General features: G+C 46.0%; 16 protein-coding genes. 7 read left to right on the forward strand and 9 right to left on the reverse strand.

What is annotated here, in order from left to right; translation table 11 throughout:
* Nucleotides 1–25: 25 nt before the first annotated feature.
* The 5 genes from nikC to QZL69_RS12335 form a co-directional block, all read right to left on the reverse strand.
* Nucleotides 26–892 (reverse strand): nickel transporter permease, encoded by an 867-nt coding sequence (nikC, locus tag QZL69_RS12315; RefSeq protein WP_022215504.1) that lies wholly within the window; start codon nucleotides 890–892, stop codon nucleotides 26–28.
* Nucleotides 889–1,833 carry a nickel ABC transporter permease gene (gene nikB / locus QZL69_RS12320; protein ID WP_022215505.1) on the reverse strand — a complete coding sequence of 315 codons (945 nt, stop codon included), beginning with the start codon at nucleotides 1,831–1,833 and terminating at the stop codon, nucleotides 889–891. The genes nikC and nikB overlap by 4 nt, the downstream gene beginning before the upstream one ends.
* Before the next feature lie 159 nt (nucleotides 1,834–1,992).
* The gene (locus tag QZL69_RS12325) at nucleotides 1,993–2,901 is read right to left on the reverse strand and encodes a LysR family transcriptional regulator (RefSeq protein WP_022215506.1); all 909 of its coding nucleotides are present in this window, start codon (nucleotides 2,899–2,901) and stop codon (nucleotides 1,993–1,995) included.
* A gap of 44 nt (nucleotides 2,902–2,945) precedes the next feature.
* Complete coding sequence (locus QZL69_RS12330; RefSeq protein ID WP_022215507.1) at nucleotides 2,946–5,396, reverse strand: methyltransferase domain-containing protein; 2,451 nt, start codon at nucleotides 5,394–5,396, stop codon at nucleotides 2,946–2,948.
* Nucleotides 5,397–5,506: 110 nt separating this feature from the next.
* The gene (locus QZL69_RS12335; RefSeq protein ID WP_022215508.1) at nucleotides 5,507–6,412 is read right to left on the reverse strand and encodes an AEC family transporter; all 906 of its coding nucleotides are present in this window, start codon (nucleotides 6,410–6,412) and stop codon (nucleotides 5,507–5,509) included.
* 116 nt (nucleotides 6,413–6,528) lie between these two features.
* Between QZL69_RS12335 and QZL69_RS12340 the strand changes: the two genes are divergently transcribed.
* From QZL69_RS12340 to pyk, 7 genes are all read left to right on the forward strand, one after another.
* On the forward strand, nucleotides 6,529–7,083 hold the full coding sequence (locus QZL69_RS12340) for a potassium channel family protein (RefSeq protein WP_022215509.1): 555 nt from the start codon (nucleotides 6,529–6,531) through the stop codon (nucleotides 7,081–7,083).
* Between the two features lie 160 nt (nucleotides 7,084–7,243).
* On the forward strand, nucleotides 7,244–8,572 hold the full coding sequence (locus QZL69_RS12345) for an MATE family efflux transporter (RefSeq protein WP_022215510.1): 1,329 nt from the start codon (nucleotides 7,244–7,246) through the stop codon (nucleotides 8,570–8,572).
* Nucleotides 8,573–9,144: 572 nt separating this feature from the next.
* Nucleotides 9,145–9,474: a metal-sensing transcriptional repressor gene (locus QZL69_RS12350; protein WP_022215511.1), complete on the forward strand. Its 330-nt coding sequence runs from the start codon at nucleotides 9,145–9,147 to the stop codon at nucleotides 9,472–9,474.
* A gap of 73 nt (nucleotides 9,475–9,547) precedes the next feature.
* Nucleotides 9,548–9,916 (forward strand): heavy-metal-associated domain-containing protein, encoded by a 369-nt coding sequence (locus QZL69_RS12355; RefSeq protein WP_022215512.1) that lies wholly within the window; start codon nucleotides 9,548–9,550, stop codon nucleotides 9,914–9,916.
* A 13-nt stretch (nucleotides 9,917–9,929) separates the two neighbouring features.
* Nucleotides 9,930–12,485: a heavy metal translocating P-type ATPase gene (locus tag QZL69_RS12360; protein ID WP_022215513.1), complete on the forward strand. Its 2,556-nt coding sequence runs from the start codon at nucleotides 9,930–9,932 to the stop codon at nucleotides 12,483–12,485.
* 111 nt (nucleotides 12,486–12,596) lie between these two features.
* Nucleotides 12,597–13,892, forward strand: coding sequence for a chloride channel protein (locus QZL69_RS12365; protein ID WP_022215514.1), 1,296 nt, complete (start codon nucleotides 12,597–12,599; stop codon nucleotides 13,890–13,892).
* A 159-nt stretch (nucleotides 13,893–14,051) separates the two neighbouring features.
* The gene (gene pyk, locus QZL69_RS12370; protein ID WP_022215515.1) at nucleotides 14,052–15,476 is read left to right on the forward strand and encodes a pyruvate kinase; all 1,425 of its coding nucleotides are present in this window, start codon (nucleotides 14,052–14,054) and stop codon (nucleotides 15,474–15,476) included.
* A 91-nt stretch (nucleotides 15,477–15,567) separates the two neighbouring features.
* On the opposite strand, the gene QZL69_RS12375 is transcribed toward pyk, so the two are convergent.
* The 4 genes from QZL69_RS12375 to QZL69_RS12390 form a co-directional block, all read right to left on the reverse strand.
* A complete protein-coding gene (locus QZL69_RS12375) occupies nucleotides 15,568–16,881 on the reverse strand; it encodes a hypothetical protein (protein ID WP_022215516.1) in 1,314 nt (437 codons plus the stop codon).
* Between the two features lie 66 nt (nucleotides 16,882–16,947).
* Nucleotides 16,948–17,706 (reverse strand): tRNA threonylcarbamoyladenosine dehydratase, encoded by a 759-nt coding sequence (locus QZL69_RS12380; protein WP_022215517.1) that lies wholly within the window; start codon nucleotides 17,704–17,706, stop codon nucleotides 16,948–16,950.
* On the reverse strand, nucleotides 17,707–18,534 hold the full coding sequence (gene larE / locus QZL69_RS12385; RefSeq protein ID WP_022215518.1) for an ATP-dependent sacrificial sulfur transferase LarE: 828 nt from the start codon (nucleotides 18,532–18,534) through the stop codon (nucleotides 17,707–17,709).
* 131 nt (nucleotides 18,535–18,665) lie between these two features.
* Nucleotides 18,666–19,208, reverse strand: coding sequence for a histidine phosphatase family protein (locus tag QZL69_RS12390; RefSeq protein ID WP_022215519.1), 543 nt, complete (start codon nucleotides 19,206–19,208; stop codon nucleotides 18,666–18,668).
* Nucleotides 19,209–19,302: the final 94 nt, after the last annotated feature.

A 19,302-nucleotide genomic window follows, 5' to 3' on the forward strand; every position in this document is an offset into this window, starting at 1 on the left:
ATCGTTGTTTCCTTTCTTTATTCTCTTATTTCTTTGCTCTTTCTTTTGGATCCATAAAATCTCTGAGTGTATCCCCGAGAAGATTAAAGATCATAACGGTTATAAATATGGCAAGTCCCGGTGCAAGTACCATCCATGGTGAGATCTGAAGCATACTCCTTCCATCATTAATCATGCTTCCCCACTCTGCCATCGGAGGCTGTACGCCAAGTCCGAGGAAGGACAGTCCTGCAAGTTCCATCATCATAGTTCCGATATCAAGAACAGCGGTAACCAGTATCGGACCTGCAATATTCGGTAAAATATGTTTAAACATAATTTTCAGTGTGCTGCTTCCCGAAAGTCTCACCGCCATCAGATATGGTGAATCTTTCTGTGCAAGAGTCAGTCCTCTGGCAAGTCTGGCAAACTTCGGCCATCCGATGACAGCCAGTGCTATGATTGCATTCTGGATGCCACCGCCAAGTACACCAGCTACTGCGAGGGCAAAAACAAGGCTTGGGAACGCAAGAAACAGATCTGATATACGCATCAGCACAGTATCTATGATTCCTCCACACCACCCGCAGATGATGCCGATCACCGTTCCAAGTATCGTGACGATTGCCACCAGAAGCAGTGTCGCATAAATACTGGTCGTACTTCCTACCAGTACACGCGAAAACATGTCTCTTCCGTAGCGGTCTGTACCCAGTATATGTTCTGCACTTGGCGGTTTCTGTGCCAGCAGAAGATCCTGTACATCCGGATCATACGGACAGAGCTTCCGTGCAAAGGCTGCGACAACAAGTAAAACCATCGCCAGTATAGTAAAAAAGATCAGCTTTTCTCTGACATGATTTTTCTTTATTTTCTGTTTTCGGACAGATATCTGTTTCTTTTTCTGCGTCATGCTCTGTCACCTCCTAATCTTACTCGAGGATCCAGATAGTGATAAATGATATCCGTGATCAGGTTTACAACCACATAAATGATTGCCATCCAGGCTACATATGCCTGAATGATCGGGTAATCTCTCATGGTAATGGCATCTACTGCCATTTTGCCAACACCATCCCACATAAAAATAGTCTCAACGATCGTAGTTCCTCCCAGAAGACTTCCTATTGATAAAGCCAGCAGAGTAATGATCGTCAGCATGGAAGACTTCATAACATTCTTCCAGATGATCACGCTTCCTCTCACACCTCTCGCCTTTGCTCCGACCACATAATCTTTGTTCAGTTCTTCAAGGATCGTAGCTCTCACCTGTCTGGTATACTTGGATGCCATAGATATGGCAAGTGTCAGTGTTGGCAGAACGAGGCTTAAAGCTATATTGTCCGTTGTGATTACCGGAAACCATCCAAGTCTGATGGAAAAAAAGTACATCAGCACCAGTGCTGCAAAGAAGTTTGGCATGGAATTCCCGATAAAACTCAGGAAACGTATCAGGTAATCGCTCCATTTATTATGCTTTACCGCCGAAAAAATACCGAGTGGAATTGCGATCAGCATTGTCAGCAATACAGAAGATACGGTCAGCATGATCGTTGCCGGAAGTTTTTCTACAAATGTTTCATAAACATCTCGTTTGGATACGTAGCTCTTGCCCATGTCTCCGGTTGCCATTCCTGCAAACCATTTCGCATACTGAATAAGAAATGGCTGATCCAGACCATATTCCTTCCGCGTCTCATCAATGACTTCCTGTGAAACTGCTGAACCGGCATTCTCATACATATACGTTACCGCATCACCGCCCGCCAAACGCATCATGGCAAAAGACAAAAAAGTGATCCCAATTAGAATCGGGATCAGCTGAAGAAGTCTTTTAAAAATGTATTTAATCATGAATTCTCCTTTTGTGTCTGTAAATCATCAGACAAAATATCCGCATAGTAATTCGTCAGATAAAGTCTATCAGATGTCAAAAAAGCACACAACCCCGTGGGAGGGTTATGTGCTATTCGTAGTTCGAATACCTTTCGGCTGTTCTGGAATGAGTCGGAATTAACTTTTGGGAAGTCTGCTTACCAGAAAGTCGAGAAATTCCTGCATACTTTCATCAATTTTTTCGCCTTTGTGGAGCATATAGCCAAAAATAACCTTACTGTCACCCATATTCAGCGGGATTCCCGGCGTAGTACCTGTTTTGTTCTCGGAAAGATAACTGCCGCTTACATTTGCAACCCGGCTGTTCCTGAGCATTTTTTCCATAATGTAGTCACTGTTGGTCAGCACAGAAATATCAAGATCTTTCCACTGGAATGCATCTTCCCGTGCAGCTCCGATATCAAAAAATTCATCCTGATAATTCTGGATAAAACGGATTCCTTCCAGATCTGCAAGCTCTGCTTTATCCTTTCTGGAAGCATAAATTTCTGTCTTCCGCCCTGAATAAAGGACTACATCTGTTTCATACATTGTAAAAAACTGTAGTTTATTTTTGGTCAGCTCGTGCAGGAAGTTCTCCTTTTGCTGACTCAGGATATAAACAAATCCAATGTCATCCATGTAGTCACGGACACGTTCCATAACACTCCGTACGCCTGCTGTTGTGATCTGAAAGTGATAGTTTTTTTCATAGGTTTCATTATAAAAATCTACAAACTGATTGGCAAACCAGGAACTTGGATTCAGCGAAATACGAATCCATTTTGTCATGCCTCCCAAAGCCATATTCTCCAGAACATTCATCTCATTTGTGATCTTACATGCATAGTGATAGACTTTCTGTCCCTGCACTGTCAGTCGGATTCCTCTCGGAAGGCGCTCAAAAAGCTGCATTCCAAGAGTGTCTTCCAGTGCCTTGATCACCTTGCTCACACTGGGCTGTGTCGAATAGAGGATCTTCGCCGCATCACTGAAAGACCCTGCCTGGGCACATGCCACAAAATATTGTAATTGTTTTAAATCCATATGATTCTCCGCATATTCTTATAGTCTGTGTAGCTGCCTGCCCATTATTTAACTGTCCGCAGCATAAACAGCGGAGTCGGATTATAAAATTCGTCTTTTTCAAGATAGATCCTGCTGCTGATTCCTAAGTCTACCCGGAAATCTTTAAGATCCATAGATCCCAGGGTTTCCAGATCCCACGCCGGACGGCTGTAGGAACTGATCGGAAGCTGACGTTTGATCTCCTCGCACTCGCGCATCATGTCATTTCCGAGTGTGTTATGTGCATGATTTTCCGGAAGGTCTTCCACATTTGAGAAGTCTGTGATTCCGTAGTTTGCATCAAAATTGAGCAGTACACCGCCTTTTTTGAGGACGCGAAGCCACTCCTGATATGCGTGACGCACATGCGGCAATGTCCAGGTCAGATTTCTGGAAATGATCACATCAAAGGTGTCATCCGGGAATTCCGGATTCTCTGCATCCATAACTGTAAATTCGCAATTTACGCCCTCTTCTTCTGCAAGGATGCGGGCGTTTTTGATCATATCCGGTGTCAGGTCGATTCCAGTCACCTGATGGCCTGCTTTTGCAAGAAGGATAGTGAAAAATCCTGCTCCACAGCCCACATCGAGAATCTTGAGATTTTTTCCCTCCGGAAGCTGTGTATTGATTTCTTTCATCCAGCGTTCTGCCATGGTGCTGTGAAGTTCCTGTCTTCTCTGCTCCAGAAAACTGTTGCTTCGTTTTTCCCAGTATTTTACGATTTTTTCCTTGCGCTCGTCGTAGCGGCTCACGATTCTTCCGTAGGTGACCATCGGTCCATTGCCAAGTACCTGCAGCGTGCCGCACTGATAGAGAAGAACGCCGTCGAACTCTGCGATGCTGACTTCTTTGACTTTTCCCTCATAGTCACGGACTTCTCCGAGGATATCGCCTTCCTGGATCATGTCGCCGACTTTTTTGAACGGATACCAGAGACCGCTTTCCTCTGCATCCTGATAGCGGACATCTGCCACATCCAGCGGATAGTATGTCCTGAAATCCTTGATTCCCTGATAGATTCCCATATGGCACAGGATATTGCGGACATCTCTTCTGGTAGAGCGGACTTCTTCGTAATTCCAGTCGCCCATTCCGCCACGTTCGATCAGAATACTCGGAATTCCCTGTGAAGCCGCATAGTTGTAGGAACCGCCGGACGCCACATTGGATTTTACCATGTATGGAACATCGACCTGTTCTGCCATTTTACGAGATTCTGCGACAACTTCTTCTGCTGCCATTCCTGCATAATAGACATACGGTGTTAATTTCTCATAGTCATCTCCACTGTGGAGATCGATGTAATAATCTGTCACCGGCTGAAGTTCCTGAGACACTGCCCATGCAAGGCGCTCCATTTCTGTTCCCTGCGGGTCTCCCGGAAATTCGCGGTTGAGGTTTTTGTCATCAGTCAGTCCCATACTGCCGTTACGTGCCTCAAATGCAGGTCGGTTCATGACTTTGACAATGATGATCGTGCCTGTTACTTTTTCAATTTTGAGTTTCTGGGACAATTCGATCGCTGCCTGGATCCCGACATATTCTCCGGCATGAACACCTGCTGTGATCAGCATGGTTTTTCCTGTACCATGTCCGTGCAGGACAGTCGCCGGAAGTTTGATCTCGCCGTTTGCAAGTTCTAATTCTCCATTCCACTTCTCACCCGGCTCCACTGTTATATTTTTGAGATTAAAAGAATCTCTCTTTCTTCCTGTCAGGAGGAAGATCGGAGAAGTGCTGTTATTGATGATCTCTTCTTCTGTCCAGACTTCTTTCCAGACCGCTTCATCGCAGGAAACATCAAGAAATCCTGTTTTCTGCATAGTTTCGATATCCCACTTCGGACGTTCCAGACGACTTAATGGAACCTGGCGGGCAATCTCTTCCATCTTTTCGATGTCAGTTCCGCTGTAATAGTCCTCCACGTTTTGTTCTTCTGTCTGCTTCCGGTCTTTCTCATAGCTGTTTCGCTTTTCTTCATTATAAAGATGACCGTACCAGTCTGCATCAAAGTTATAAAGCATACCGCCTGGTTTGAGCACACGCAGCCATTCTTTATATGCGAGGTCCGGGCGTGGAAGATTCCATGTTACATTTCTGGTTACAATGGCATCAAAGCTGTTGTTTTCCACATCAAGAGCCTGTGCGTCGCCGGTTTTCCACACAATACACTCCGCTAATCCACCGGCATTCTGCTGTGCTTCCTTGAGCATTTCTTCTGTATAGTCGATCGCCGTCACCTGATAGCCGGCTTCTGCGAGAAGGATTGCAAAAAATCCCGGGCCGGTTCCGACATCAAGGATTTTAATCTCTTTTGGTTCACGCTCCGGGAACTGTTTTCCCAGTAGATCGAGGAGTTTCGCCCTCCACATGGTCTGTCTGGCATCTGCCATTTCCTGCTGATTATATTCTGAATAACCTCTGGCCCGGTTGGTCCAGTAGTCATGGATTTCGTTTTTAAGATCGCTCATGATTTGTTCTCTTTTCCGTATAAAATGTTATTTTTTTAGTATATAAAAAAAACACCCCTCCTACAAGCCGGGAGGGGGGATGTTTTGTCAGAAATTTGACAAATATGTTTTTACTGGAGAAAAATGCTCCACAGACAGATAGTCGGAAGGGATAACAAGGTTGAGAAGATGACCATTTTTGTCGCAAATGGAGAATCGACCTGGTATTTTTCTGCGAGGATACTGGTCGTTGCACCTGCCGGCATTGCTGCAAGGAGTACACACAGTCCCAGGACCGTTTTGCTCAGAGGCAGGAAACGGCAGACGATATAAACGATCGCCGGAATGATAATAAGTCTGTGAACTGTGTATTTCACAACTGTCCAGTCCCAGAAATCTTTGAGATTGATATCTGCAAGGATCATTCCAATGACCATCATCGACATTGCCGTATTACAGTTTCCGACAGCAGTCACCGCACCGTCGAGTCCTGGCGGGATTGGAAGTCCTGTGATCATCAGGATCATTCCAAGTACACATGCCAGAATGCATGGATGTGTGACGACTTTTTTCACCGTTTTCATCTTATCACTGCTTCCGGAAAAAACAGCCAGACCGGAAGACCACATCATGATTCTCTGCGGGATCAGGTACACGCTGGCGAGAACCAGTCCTTCTATTCCGTAAACGCCTTCCGCGATCGGGTTTCCAAGAAATCCTGCGTTTGAGCAGATAGTTCCGTACTGCAGGCACTTCCGACGGTCTTCGGATTCTTTTCGGAACATGACTTTTCCATAGATAACACAGAATACCTGAATACCGATCGAGATAAAAAGAATCGCCAGATAATTGCTGAAATCTCCATCCGTTGCACTCTGGGTAAATGCATGGAGGATGTTGCATGGCAGGATCAGATAGATGACCAGATCATTGATGTTCTTCTGCCCCTGCGGACCGATGATATGTATCTTTTTCATTAAAAATCCTACAGCTACCAGAATAAAGATCGTGAGCTGCAGTGTCAGCAGTGTTTTCATATTTTTTCTCCTCTAAGTTCCTTTTTTCCTTATAACAATATCACTTTTTCTGTGATTATTTTTGGCATTTTTTGAGTGTAGCACATTGAAGTATGTACCGCAAGAAGGACTGGTATATGTTTACGATTCTTCTGAATCTGACCGTCAGTATCATGTACACATTTGACAATATGGAGCTCAAATATGGACCGCTGGTACTGATGCTGTCGTCCAGTCTCTGTATGTACAGTCTGGAAAACCAGGCGCAGCCGGAGGTTTTTACGAATGCATTTTCCGGGATCTGGTGGGCTGCTTCCACCCTGCTCACGGTAGGCTATGGTGATATTTATCCTGTCACCACGATCGGTAAGATTTTTGGTATTTTTATTGCATTTCTTGGTGTCGGCATGGTTGCGATCCCCACCGGTATCATTTCTGCAGGATTTGTCGACCAGTATTCGAGACTTAAACGGATCGGGGAATATGGTCAGGAAGAAGATGTGCATTTTATCCGCATCCGCCTCACCGAAAATGATCAATGGGTGAATCACAGGATCATGGAACTGAACATGCCGGAGCGTATTATCATCGCCGTGATCCAGCGAAATCACAGGGTCCTTGTCCCAAAGGGCGATATGGTCGTGCTTTATACGCAGACGTATATGGCAAATGCGGATGATCTGGAGATTTAACAAATCTGCTATTGACGTTTTTCTGGTTCTCATGCTACAATTCTTTCGTCCAAAACATAGTGTGGATTTTTCTGGCTAAACCATTTTTCGCCACACAATTATCCTTCGGGGTGATTGTGCGGCGTTTTTTATGTTTTAAATTTTATAAAGGAGGCTTATTATGAATGACACATTTATGAAAGAAAAACCGGTTTTCCCGCTGATTTTGTCGATGGCTCTGCCTATGGTGATCTCTATGCTTGTGAATTCTCTGTACAACATTGTGGACAGCTTTTTCGTGGCACAGATCAGTGAAAATGCGATGACTGCGCTGTCGCTTGTCTATCCGATCCAGAACTTTGCGAATGCGATCGCGATCGGATTTGGGATCGGGATCAGTGCTCAGATTGCGATCTGTCTTGGTGCCGGAAACAAAGAAACTGCCAGCAAAGCAGCGACTCATGGGCTTGCATTATCTGCCCTGCACGGTGTTCTTCTGACGATCGGATGCATCCTTGTGATGCCGGGATTTCTGGTGCTTTTTACTTCTGACGCAGATGTTATCGACCTTGGAATCCGGTATTCCACGATCGTTTTTCTGTTTGCAACTATAAACACTACTAACCTTTCCTACGAAAAAATCTTCCAGGGTGTGGGCAAAATGAAGGTTACTATGATCGGGCTTATGGTCGGCTGTGTTTCCAATATTATACTTGATCCGCTGCTGATCTTTGGTATCGGACCGTTCCCTGCAATGGGGATTGAAGGTGCTGCGATTGCAACTGGTCTGGGGCAGGTATTCAATCTTGTTTTCTATTTGATCGTCTACAAAATACAGCCTCTCCAGGTCAGATTAAGCCGGAAATATTTACATCCGGACAAAGCTCTGATCGCAAGATTATACTCTGTTGGCATTCCGGGAGCACTGAATCTTGCGCTTCCATCTGTGCTTGTTTCTGCATTGAACGGACTCCTTGCGGCCTACTCTCAGAGTTATGTGGTAATTCTTGGAATCTACTATAAACTGCAGACGTTTCTCTATCTTCCGGCGAGCGGGATCGTGCAGGGAATGCGTCCTGTGATAGGATATAATTATGGTGCCGGAGAGCACAAAAGAGTGAAAAAAATCTACTATGTTACGCTTTGTATGAGTGGTGTGATCATGCTTGTTGGAACCATCATCTGTCTGACTGTTCCGGGGCAGCTTATGGGAATGTTTACTACGAATCCGGAGACAATTGCTGCCGGAAAAACGGCTCTTCGTATTATATGTGCGGGATTTCTGGTTTCTTCTGTGTCTGTTACGGCATGTGGTGCGCTGGAAGGACTTGGAAGGGGGACTGCTTCTCTTGTTGTTTCGCTGTGTCGGTATTTGATCATAATTCTTCCTGCGGCTTTTATCCTTAGCCGCATCTTGGGGGCTGTGGGGGTATGGCATGCGTTTTGGATTGCGGAGGCGCTGACCGCTGGGGTGGCTTTCTTTATCAGCAAGAGGGTGATCGGGGTTTGATCCCCCGGGCTCCGTAACCTTTTGCTCGCCTGGGCGAGGTTAGGACCGAGGGGACGTGGCCCGTCCCCTCAGGCACCCCTGGGCTTTTTTTGAGCTTTGGTGGAGACCCTGGTTGTTTTGTGGGGGAGGTGATGCTGTGTGGGCCCATACTATTGGTGGGAATTGATTTGCCTGTAGCGCGGTTTGGTCTTTTTTGTGGTTCTGATGACTTAATTGCGACTTTCCCATGTTCTGGTCTACTTTTCTTTGTGGTTCTGATAACTCGCTTGCGGCTTTCTCTTGTTTTGGTCTACTTTTCCTTGAATTTCCGATGACTTGATTGCGGCTTTCTCTTGTTCTGGTCTACTTTTCTTTGCATTTCCGATGACTTAATTGTGGTTTTGTTATATCCTGGTCTATTTTTCTTTTTATTTTGGATGATCTGTCTGTAGCTTTCTTGCATTTAGGTCATCTTTTTTTATTTTCTCTTGACAAATACCCTCAAGGGGTATATATTACAGGCATAGTAAACATACCCCGTGAGGGTATTTTGGATATGTATTTTGAGTATATTTTAGAAAGGAAGTTGGTCTATGGAGAATAATAATGATGTGACGAAGACTCCTGTCTGTTCCTGTTGTTGTACGAAGCATACGGATCGGTCGGAGGCGGAGAGGAAGAAGCTGGTGAATCGGCTGAAGCGTATTGAGGGGCAGATTCGGGGAATCATAGGGATGTTGGAGAATGATGCTTATTGTAATGACATCCTGATCCAGTCCGCTGCTGTCAATGCCGCTGTCAACTCTTTTAATAAAGAGCTTCTTGCGAATCATATCCGTACCTGTGTGGCACGTGATATCCGTGCCGGTAAGGATGAAACGATCGACGAGCTGGTTGCAACTCTGCAGAAACTGATGAAATAACTGTAACTGTAAAAATCACAGAAAAGAAACTCAACAAACACAAAGACAAAGTATTTAAGGAGGAAGAAAAATCATGAAACCAGCTGATATCATTATTTTACTTATTGTCATTGTCGCTATGGTCTTTGCAGCGCGCAAGGCTGCCGGACATTTTAAGGGAGACTCTCTCTGCTGCGGAGGCGGCGATGGAAGTTCCAAGAAACCGAAGAGAAAATTCCTGGACGGCCCTGTTCTTGGAACCAGGACGATCCGCATCGAAGGCATGCATTGCCAGCACTGCGTGGATTCTGTAACCAATGCTCTCAACGAGATCGACGGAGTCGTTGCAGAAGTTGATCTGAAAAAAGAAATCGCAACTGTTTCCTATGACCGTTCCATTTCTGACGGCGACCTTCGCGAAGCAGTAAAAAAAGCAGGCTTTACATGCCTGAGCATTTCATAAGAGGAGGCACACAATGGAACAATACAACGTCACCGGTATGAGCTGCGCTGCCTGCAGCACCCGTGTGGAGAAGGCTGTATCCAAAGTGCCGGGAGTCACATCCTGCTCTGTCAGCCTTCTGACAAACTCCATGGGTGTGGAAGGAACAGCTTCCCCCCATGATATTATCAATGCCGTAGAACAGGCAGGTTACGGCGCATCCCTCAAGGGAGCCAATAAGGAACAGGTTTCCATATCTGAAGCCGAAGAAGCCCTCGAGGATCACGAGACACCGATCCTCAAGCGTCGTCTGATCGCTTCCGTCGGATTTTTGCTCGTGCTGATGTACTTCTCCATGGGACATATGATGTGGGGCTGGCCGCTGCCTGCATGGTTTAATGACAACCATATCGCAATGGGTCTTGTGCAGCTTCTGCTTGCCGGAATCATCATGGTCATCAACCAGAAATTTTTCATCAGCGGATTCAAGAGCCTGTGGCATCGTGCCCCGAACATGGACACACTCGTTGCCCTCGGTTCCATGGCATCTTTTGTATGGAGTGTCTACGCACTCTTCGCCATGACAAGAGCTCAGGTCGACGGCGATTCTGCCGCTGTCATGAACTACATGATGGATTTTTACTTCGAATCCGCGGCAATGATCCTGACCCTGATCACCGTTGGCAAAATGCTTGAAGCCCGTTCCAAAGGAAAAACCACTGACGCTCTCAAGAGCCTCATGAAACTCGCGCCAAAGACCGCTGTCGTTCTCCGCGACGGTCAGGAAACTACTGTCCCGATCGAACAGGTCCACAAAGGAGACATCTTTGTGGTCCGCCCAGGAGAAAACATCCCGGTTGATGGTGTGATCGTCGAGGGAACCAGTGCTGTCAACGAATCTGCCCTTACAGGCGAAAGCATCCCGGTTGACAAAGCCGCCGGAGATCTTGTTTCTGCTGCTACTGTCAACCAGTCCGGATTTATCAAATGTGAAGCAACCCGCGTCGGCGAGGACACTACCCTCTCCCAGATCATCAAAATGGTAAGTGACGCAGCTGCTACCAAAGCTCCGATCGCCAAGATCGCAGACCGTGTTTCCGGTGTTTTTGTGCCGACAGTCATCACAATCGCGATTCTCACCACGCTTGTCTGGCTTCTGACCGGACATGAATTCGGCTATGCACTTGCCCGCGGAATTTCCGTTCTCGTTATCAGTTGTCCATGCGCGCTCGGACTTGCCACTCCGGTAGCGATCATGGTCGGCAACGGAATGGGTGCCAAGAACGGTATCCTGTTCAAAACCGCTGTTTCTCTTGAAGAAGCAGGCAAAGTCCAGATCGTTGCCCTGGACAAAACCGGTACGATCACCAGTGGTCAGCCGGAAGTGACAGATCTGCTCCCGGCAGATGGGACTTCTGAACAGGAACTCCTCACCATGGCATTTGCCCTGGAAAAAAAGAGCGAGCATCCTCTTGCAAAAGCGATCCTTGGCCACGCCGAAAGCCTTCATCTCACAGCACCGGAAGTCACCGATTTCCACGCTCTTCCGGGAAATGGGCTTTCTGCTGTGCTTGATAATGATACTCTGATCGGTGGAAGCATGAAATTTATCAGCAGCCAGGTAAGCGTTCCTGCCGCACTCTCCCAGAAGGCAGAAAAGCTTGCAGAAGAAGGAAAAACTCCCCTCCTTTTTGCCCGCAATGGCAAGCTGGCCGGCATCATCGCTGTCGCTGACGTCATCAAAGAAGACAGCCCGCAGGCAGTCAAAGAACTCCAGAATATGGGAATCCGTGTTGTCATGCTGACCGGTGACAATGAGCGTACCGCAAGAGCGATCGGTGCCCAGGCAGGCGTGGACGATGTCATCGCAGGCGTTCTCCCTGACGGCAAGGAAAGCGTGATCCGTTCCCTCAAAGAACAGGGCAAAGTTGCCATGGTCGGCGACGGTATCAACGATGCTCCTGCCCTCACACGCGCAGATATCGGAATCGCGATCGGTGCCGGAACAGACATTGCGATCGACGCAGCTGATGTCGTTCTGATGAAGAGCCGTTTAAGCGATGTTCCTGCCGCTGTCCGTCTCAGCCGTGCCACATTGAAAAATATCCACGAAAATCTTTTCTGGGCATTTTTCTACAATGTGATCGGCATTCCGCTGGCTGCTGGTGTATGGATCCCGATCTTCGGATGGACACTGAATCCGATGTTCGGTGCCGCCGCAATGAGCCTTTCCAGCTTCTGCGTTGTCACCAACGCCCTGCGTTTGAACCTGTTTAAGATCCACGACACAAAAAAGGACAAAAAAATCAAACAAGCTACTTCCATTGAGGTAAAAAATGATTATAATATAAAAGAAAAGGAGCAAAAAGCTATGGTAAAAGTTACAGTTAATGTTGAGGGAATGATGTGCGGACACTGCGAAGCACACGTAAATGAAGCAATTAAGAAAGCATTCGGTGTAGAGGAGGTCGTATCTTCTCACGAAAGCAACACAACCGTTTTTACAGCACCGGAGAAGGTTGATGAGGACAAGATCCGCCAGACGATCAAAGATGCCGGATACGAAGTAACCGGAATTACACAGGAATAAAATCTTACAAATTTATAATCATCATATTTCAAACATCAGACGGTTCCGCATACTATTTCGGAACCGTTTGTTGCATGTCATAAATTATTTTTTACTTTACGGGGGGAACTTATGAACAACACACAGGACAAAAATAATCCGGAAGAGACTAAAGATCTGGATTATTATCTCGGACACATCCGCTATGATATGACGAATCTTATCAAATGGCTGGTCCTCGCAGTACTGACCGGTCTGACCGTCGGCTTTATCAGCAGCCTTTTTGCAAGGGCACTCAAATTTGTCACAAATTACCGGGCAGAAAACACATGGATCTTTTTCCTGCTGCCACTATCCGGTCTGGTGATCGTATTTCTTTATCAGAAATTTGGGCGTGAAGACGGCGGTACAACTCAGGTACTTTCTACGATCCGCTCTCAGGATGATGTGCCTTTTCGCTCTGCTCCACTGATCTTTGTTTCTACGATCCTCACCCACCTTGTGGGTGGTTCTGCAGGTCGTGAAGGTGCTGCGATCCAGCTTGGCGGAAGCATTGGCAATCAGCTTGGAAGCTGGTTCCGGCTCGATGAAGAAGACCGTCATGTCATGGTCATGTGCGGCATGAGTGCTGCTTTTGCTGCTGTTTTTGGTACACCGATGGCGGCTGCTGTATTCGCAATGGAGGTTATCAGCGTCGGCGTTATGTACTATGCGGCACTTGTTCCCTGCGTGATCTCATCCCTGATCGCATCGGAATTTGCTGCCGGTTTTGGCATCAATCCTGAGTCATTTCATGTTGTAAATATCCCTGAATTGTCCGTCATAACAGGCGGCAAAATGGTCATCATCGCAGTCGCATGTGCCGCAGTCAGCATCATTTTCTGCATGGTCCTTCAGGGTGTCAGCAAGCTTTATACCAGGTATCTTCCTAATCCATATGTCCGCATCGTGGCGGCGAGTGCAGTCATTATTGTGATCACTCTTCTGCTTCATACGACTGATTACATGGGTGCCGGAAACAACCTTATTGAACTCGCGGTAGAGGAAGATCAGACTCGTCCACTGGACTTTTTGTGGAAGATAATCCTTACTGCCCTGACTATGCGTGCCGGTTTTCGCGGCGGCGAGATCGTCCCTTCTTTCTGCATCGGAGCCACCTTCGGATGCCTTATGGGACAACTTCTCGGGCTTTCTCCATCCTTGTGTGCAGCCGCAGGCATGACGGCTCTTTTCTGTGGTGTTACCAACTGCCCGATCACCTCGATCCTGATCGCATTCGAGCTGTTTGGATTCCGTGGAGTTTCCTATTATCTGATCGCTGTCTCCATCAGTTATGCCGTTTCCGGATACTATGGACTGTATAAAGATCAGACAATTGTATATTCTAAATACAAAGCCAAATACATCAATCGTCATACCAGGTTTTAATCCCTGGTACGACGATTTTTAATGCATTTTTTCTATAATTCAGAGGCAAAAATGTTATAAAATTAACGTTTTATTTTGCTAAATCTTTACTTGTACATTAAAAATTATGTGTTAGAATAAAGGTGTGTTTTTTAGGTAAAGAAAAGTAGGAGGAAATTTATGCGCAAAACAAAAATTATCTGTACCCTTGGTCCGTCTACTGATAAAGACGGTGTTCTGGAAGAACTTGTTAAAGAAGGTCTGAACGTAGCACGTTTCAACTTCTCTCATGGTTTACACGATGAACAGAAAGGCCGTATTGATAAATTAAAAGAAATTCGTACACGTCTTGGTAAACCGGTAGCTGCGCTTCTCGATACAAAAGGTCCTGAAATTCGTATCCGCGAATTTGAAAATGAAAAGGTTACTCTGAAGGAAGGTCAGGAATTCACCTTAACCGCAGAAGAGATCATGGGAAATGAGAAGATCGTTTCCGTTACCTATAAAGAATTATATAAGGATGTCAAACCTGGCAACAGCATTCTGATCGATGACGGTCTGATCGGACTTGAAGTTAAGAAGATCAAAGGTCAGGACATTGTCTGTAAAGTAGTAAACGGTGGTGTTCTCGGCAATAAGAAAGGTGTCAACCTTCCTGGTGTAGAAGTAAACATGCCATTCATCAGCCCTAAGGATCACGACGATATCCTGTTTGGTATCAAAGAAGGCTATGATTTCATTGCCGCTTCTTTCACCAGAACAGCAGCCGATGTCAAAGAAATCCGTGATATCCTTGAGAAAAACGGTGGACAGGACATCAAGATCATCGCCAAGATCGAGAACCAGCAGGGTGTTGACAACATCGACAGCATCATTGAGGTAGCTGACGGTATCATGATCGCCCGTGGTGACATGGGTGTTGAGATCCCGCTTGAGGATGTTCCGGTTATCCAGAAGGATATCATTGCCAAAGTATACACTGCTGGAAAACAGGTTATCACAGCTACTCAGATGCTGGATTCCATGATCAAAAACCCGCGTCCGACACGTGCAGAGACCACAGACGTTGCCAACGCGATCTATCAGGGAACAAGTGCAATCATGCTTTCCGGTGAAACTGCTGCAGGTAAATATCCTGTAGAAGCACTCAAGACTATGGTCAAAATCGCAGTTCGTACAGAAGCTGACATTGACTTTAATCAGCAGTTCAGTTTCCGCACCAAGGAGCACGCTACAAACGTAACCACAGCAATCTCTCATGCTACCTGCATGACAGCGATCGACCTGAATGCCAAAGCCATCATCGCAGTTACCCGTTCCGGTAATACTGCACGTATGGTTTCCAAATATCGTCCAGGATGCCCAATCATTGCATGCACTCCGGATGAACGCATCTGGCGTCAGCTGAATCTGGTTTGGGGTGTTACTCCACTCCTGACCAAAGAGGAATACAGCATGGAGATCCTTCTCCTTCACGCTACAGAGGCAGCCGAAGAAAACGGCTACGTCAAAGAAGGCGATGTTGTTGTTCTTACTGTCGGTGTTCCGCTTGGACGTTCCGGTAATACCAACCTGCTCAAAGCAACCGTTGTTGGCGAATACTAAGAATTGTATACAAAAAAAACCAAGGTCATTATCCTCGAAAATGAGGATAATGACCTGTTTTTTTACTTATTCTGTGATTAATTTAACAATATTATTTCTCATATACAGTGATCACGACAGGTGTCTGGGATTCATCGTCATACTGCTGGATCCAGTAGTATTTCTCATCTTTCTTTGCCATATCCTGGGATGTTTTTTCTTTCTTTAATTCTTTCAGTGCAGCCAGTTCTATGTACGGATTCTTCCCGTCTATTCTATGAAAAACAACTTCATTCATATCTATATCCGTGAAGTTTTTGTTCTTATCTCTGACTGTAAACTTCTGGATCTCCTGACTGATCTCGCAGCTTCCACCAGTGGAAGTGGTCATTGTGATCTTCTTTTTGGCTTCTGTGATCCTGATGATATTGACCAGTTTCTGATTTTCTGTGAGCGTCATTATCATTCCGTCATCTGTCTGTTTCAGACGGATTCCAAGTTCGGATGCCGGTTCCTTCGCAGTCAAAGTGATCCAGTTTACGCCCGGAACTTTGCTGTTGATGATTGCAATGGAATGCGGAGTTTTACTCTCACTGCTGAACGAAAATCCATGTTTTATCTCCTCAACAGAAGTAGAAATTGCAAGGTCTGTGATGTTTCCATCGGAGTCTTTTTTGACATCCACAATGCCTTCTGAAACTGCTCTTCCTTCCACTTCTTCCGTGTCAGAAGGGTCTGTCGGATTCGTGATTTTGCGTGTGCTGACTGCCGTTTCCGGGTCATATTCTGCTACTACTTCTGAAGATGTCGCGTATGCAAAACTTGCATATTCTTCGTCGATATCTTCGTCTGGAAGTTCCTTTGTATCGCTGCCACCGATACCATCATTTTTCGTTTCATCTTTGGAATTTTCTTCAGATTTACTTTCATTCTTTGTATCAGAATCCACAGTGTTTTCCTTCTCCGGATCTTTCTCTTCGCCATCTTTATTTTCGTCTGTATCTTCCGGATCAGATGCTGCTTTCGCCGGAATAACTTCCTTCATCTGATAATCGCAACCATTCCTCTTGCACGCATAGAGGATAAAACCATCCTTATCGTCGGTGGCTTCCTGACGTGAGATTTCTTTCAGATCATGTTCCTTTGTTTTTGGTATGGACACTGTTTCTGATATTCCACACTCCTCACAGCTCCGTGTCTGCTGACCCTCAGTTACACAGTCTGCCGGGATCGTTACTGTCCATTCCGTCCATGAATGCTTCCCTGTCTCACAGCCATCCGCCACAGAAGATCTCGCTTCTGACTCCTCAGGATTTCCAGTGATACCTGGCTCTACTTCTGTTGACTTCGGTTCTGCATAAACGCTTCCGCTGACTGCCATTGTCATCGCAACTGTCAATGCAAGTGCTGCTGCTTTTCTTTTCATGTACTGCCCCTCCTCTGTCTGAAATACGTTCCATATGATGATTTTATCTTATCATCAAATCCTTTTTTAGTTTTTCCCTGCCAGGTCTTTGATCACTTCTCCTGCGATGATCAGTCCGACTACGGACGGAACAAAGGCTGTGGAACCTGGAATATCACGACGCTCTGTGCATTTATGTGCTGCGCCCGGAGGGCAGATGCAGTGTGTACGGCAGCTGATAGACATGTCCTCGATCGGGCGGATTGGCTTCTCCTGAGAGTATACCACTTTGAGCTTCTTAATTCCACGTTTTTTGAGTTCACGACGCATAACTTTTGCCAGAGGGCAGACGGATGTTTTGTAGATGTCTGCTACCTGAAAAGCAGTCGGGTCGAGTTTGTTTCCGGCTCCCATACTGCTGATGATCGGAACGCCGGCTTCTTTGGCTTCCATGACGAGCTGGATCTTTGCAGTTACGGTATCTACTGCATCTACAACATAATCATATTGGGAAAAGTCAAACTCATCCTTGGTTTCTGGAAGGTAGAAGCATTTGTGGACATTAACTTCTGCCTTTGGGTTGATGTCGAGGATGCGGTCTTTCATAACATCGACTTTGTATTTGCCGACAGTGCTTCTGGTGGCGATGATCTGACGGTTCAAGTTGGTGAGGCAGACTTTGTCATCATCGATCAGATCAAGTTTACCAACTCCACTTCGCACAAGTGCCTCTACGGTATAACCGCCGACTCCACCGATTCCAAAAACGGCAACTCTGGAGTCCGCCAGTTTCTCCATGGCTTCTTTACCAAATAACAGTTCTGTTCTGGAAAACTGATTTAACATTTATATCTCCTTTTCTTTTTCATCCAGTGTTTCATTCATACTTCCGGTACGGTAGCCCAGAAGATCGAGAGTTACATAGTCAAAACCATACTCTTTGAGCTGGTTTGCAATTTTTGTTCTGTTGCCTTCCTCGACAATTTTGGTGATCTCGTCTGGAAGGACTTCGATTCTGGCGATGTTTCCGTGGATGCGGACGCGCACCTGATGGAATCCCATGTTCAGAAGAAGCTGCTCTGCCTTGTCTACCATGCCGAGTTTTTTCTCACTGATGGTCTCACCGTAGACAAAACGTGAGGAAAGACAGGCAAAGGACTGTTTGTCCCAGGTCGGAAGTCCCATTTTTTTGGAAAGTTCGCGGATTTCTTCTTTGTAAAGTTCTGCCTGACGAAGCGGGCTGCTGACGCCAAGTTCCTTGACCGCGATCAGACCTGGACGGTAGTCGCCATTGTCGTCCATATTGGAACCCTCAGCAACTGCATTCATGCCATTTTCACGGGCAATCTCCCAGATTTTCTCAAAGAGTTCATGCTTGCAGAGATAGCAGCGGTTCTTCGGATTCTGGCGGAAACCGTCGATATCCAGCTCCTCAGATTTACAGACGATATGACGCACGCCGTTTTTCTCACAGAACTCTTTCGCTTCCTTCAGTTCTCTCTCCGGGAAAGAACAGGAACTTGCGGTAACTGCGATCACATTCTCTCCTCCAAGAGCTTCCAGCGCTGCTTTCAGCAGGAAAGTAGAATCCACACCGCTTGAAAAAGCAACTGCAACACTTCCCATTGCTTTCAGATTCTGCTGTAATACTTTATATTTATCATGGATATTCATTGCTAAACGCTCCTTTTAACCTAGTATACTAGTGTGTATTATAGCATACTGCATTCCGCACTACAACATAAAAACAGGCAGGAATTTTGCGCTGTTATGCGAATTTCCTGCCTGTATTTTTGTTTCATTTATCACTCAAAATCAAATCTTCTGACTTCGCAGTTTTTCACTCCGAATGTCGCGTATTCTTCGTTTGTCATCTCGTAGAAATAGGACTGGATCACCCTGGAAATCCCGTTGTGTGCCACGAGGATATAGGTTTTGTGATCGGATTCTGCTTTGATCTCGTCGAGGAGATTGTAGATCCTCTGTGCCAGATGCAGCATGGATTCCCCGCCGTCATATCTGGTGATGAACTGCTGCTTTGCTTTCTGGAATTCCTCACCGTTGCGGGCAGTGGATTCGTATTTTCCGAAATTCTGCTCGATCAGTCTCGGCTCTACACGTGCCGGAATTCCGGTAATCTCAGAAATATGTTTTGCTGTATCTGCTGCACGCATCAACGGAGAATAAAGGATCTCATCTGCCTGGATCCCCTGTCGCAGAATCTCATGCCCTGTCTCGATCGCCTGCTGATGTCCCTTCTCTGTCAGCGCGATATCTGTCGCTCCGCAGATCTTATTCTCTACATTCCAGACTGTCTGTCCATGTCTCACAAAATAAAAATGTCCCATTGTATTTCAACTCCTGCTCTTTCGTTTTTCTTTATCTTACCATCTTTATCCTGTAAATGGGTATCTCTATTTTGTTATAATGTTATAGGAAATT

Source organism: Blautia sp. CAG:237, from assembly GCF_000436615.1.
GTDB lineage: Bacteria > Bacillota > Clostridia > Lachnospirales > Lachnospiraceae > Blautia_A > Blautia_A intestinihominis.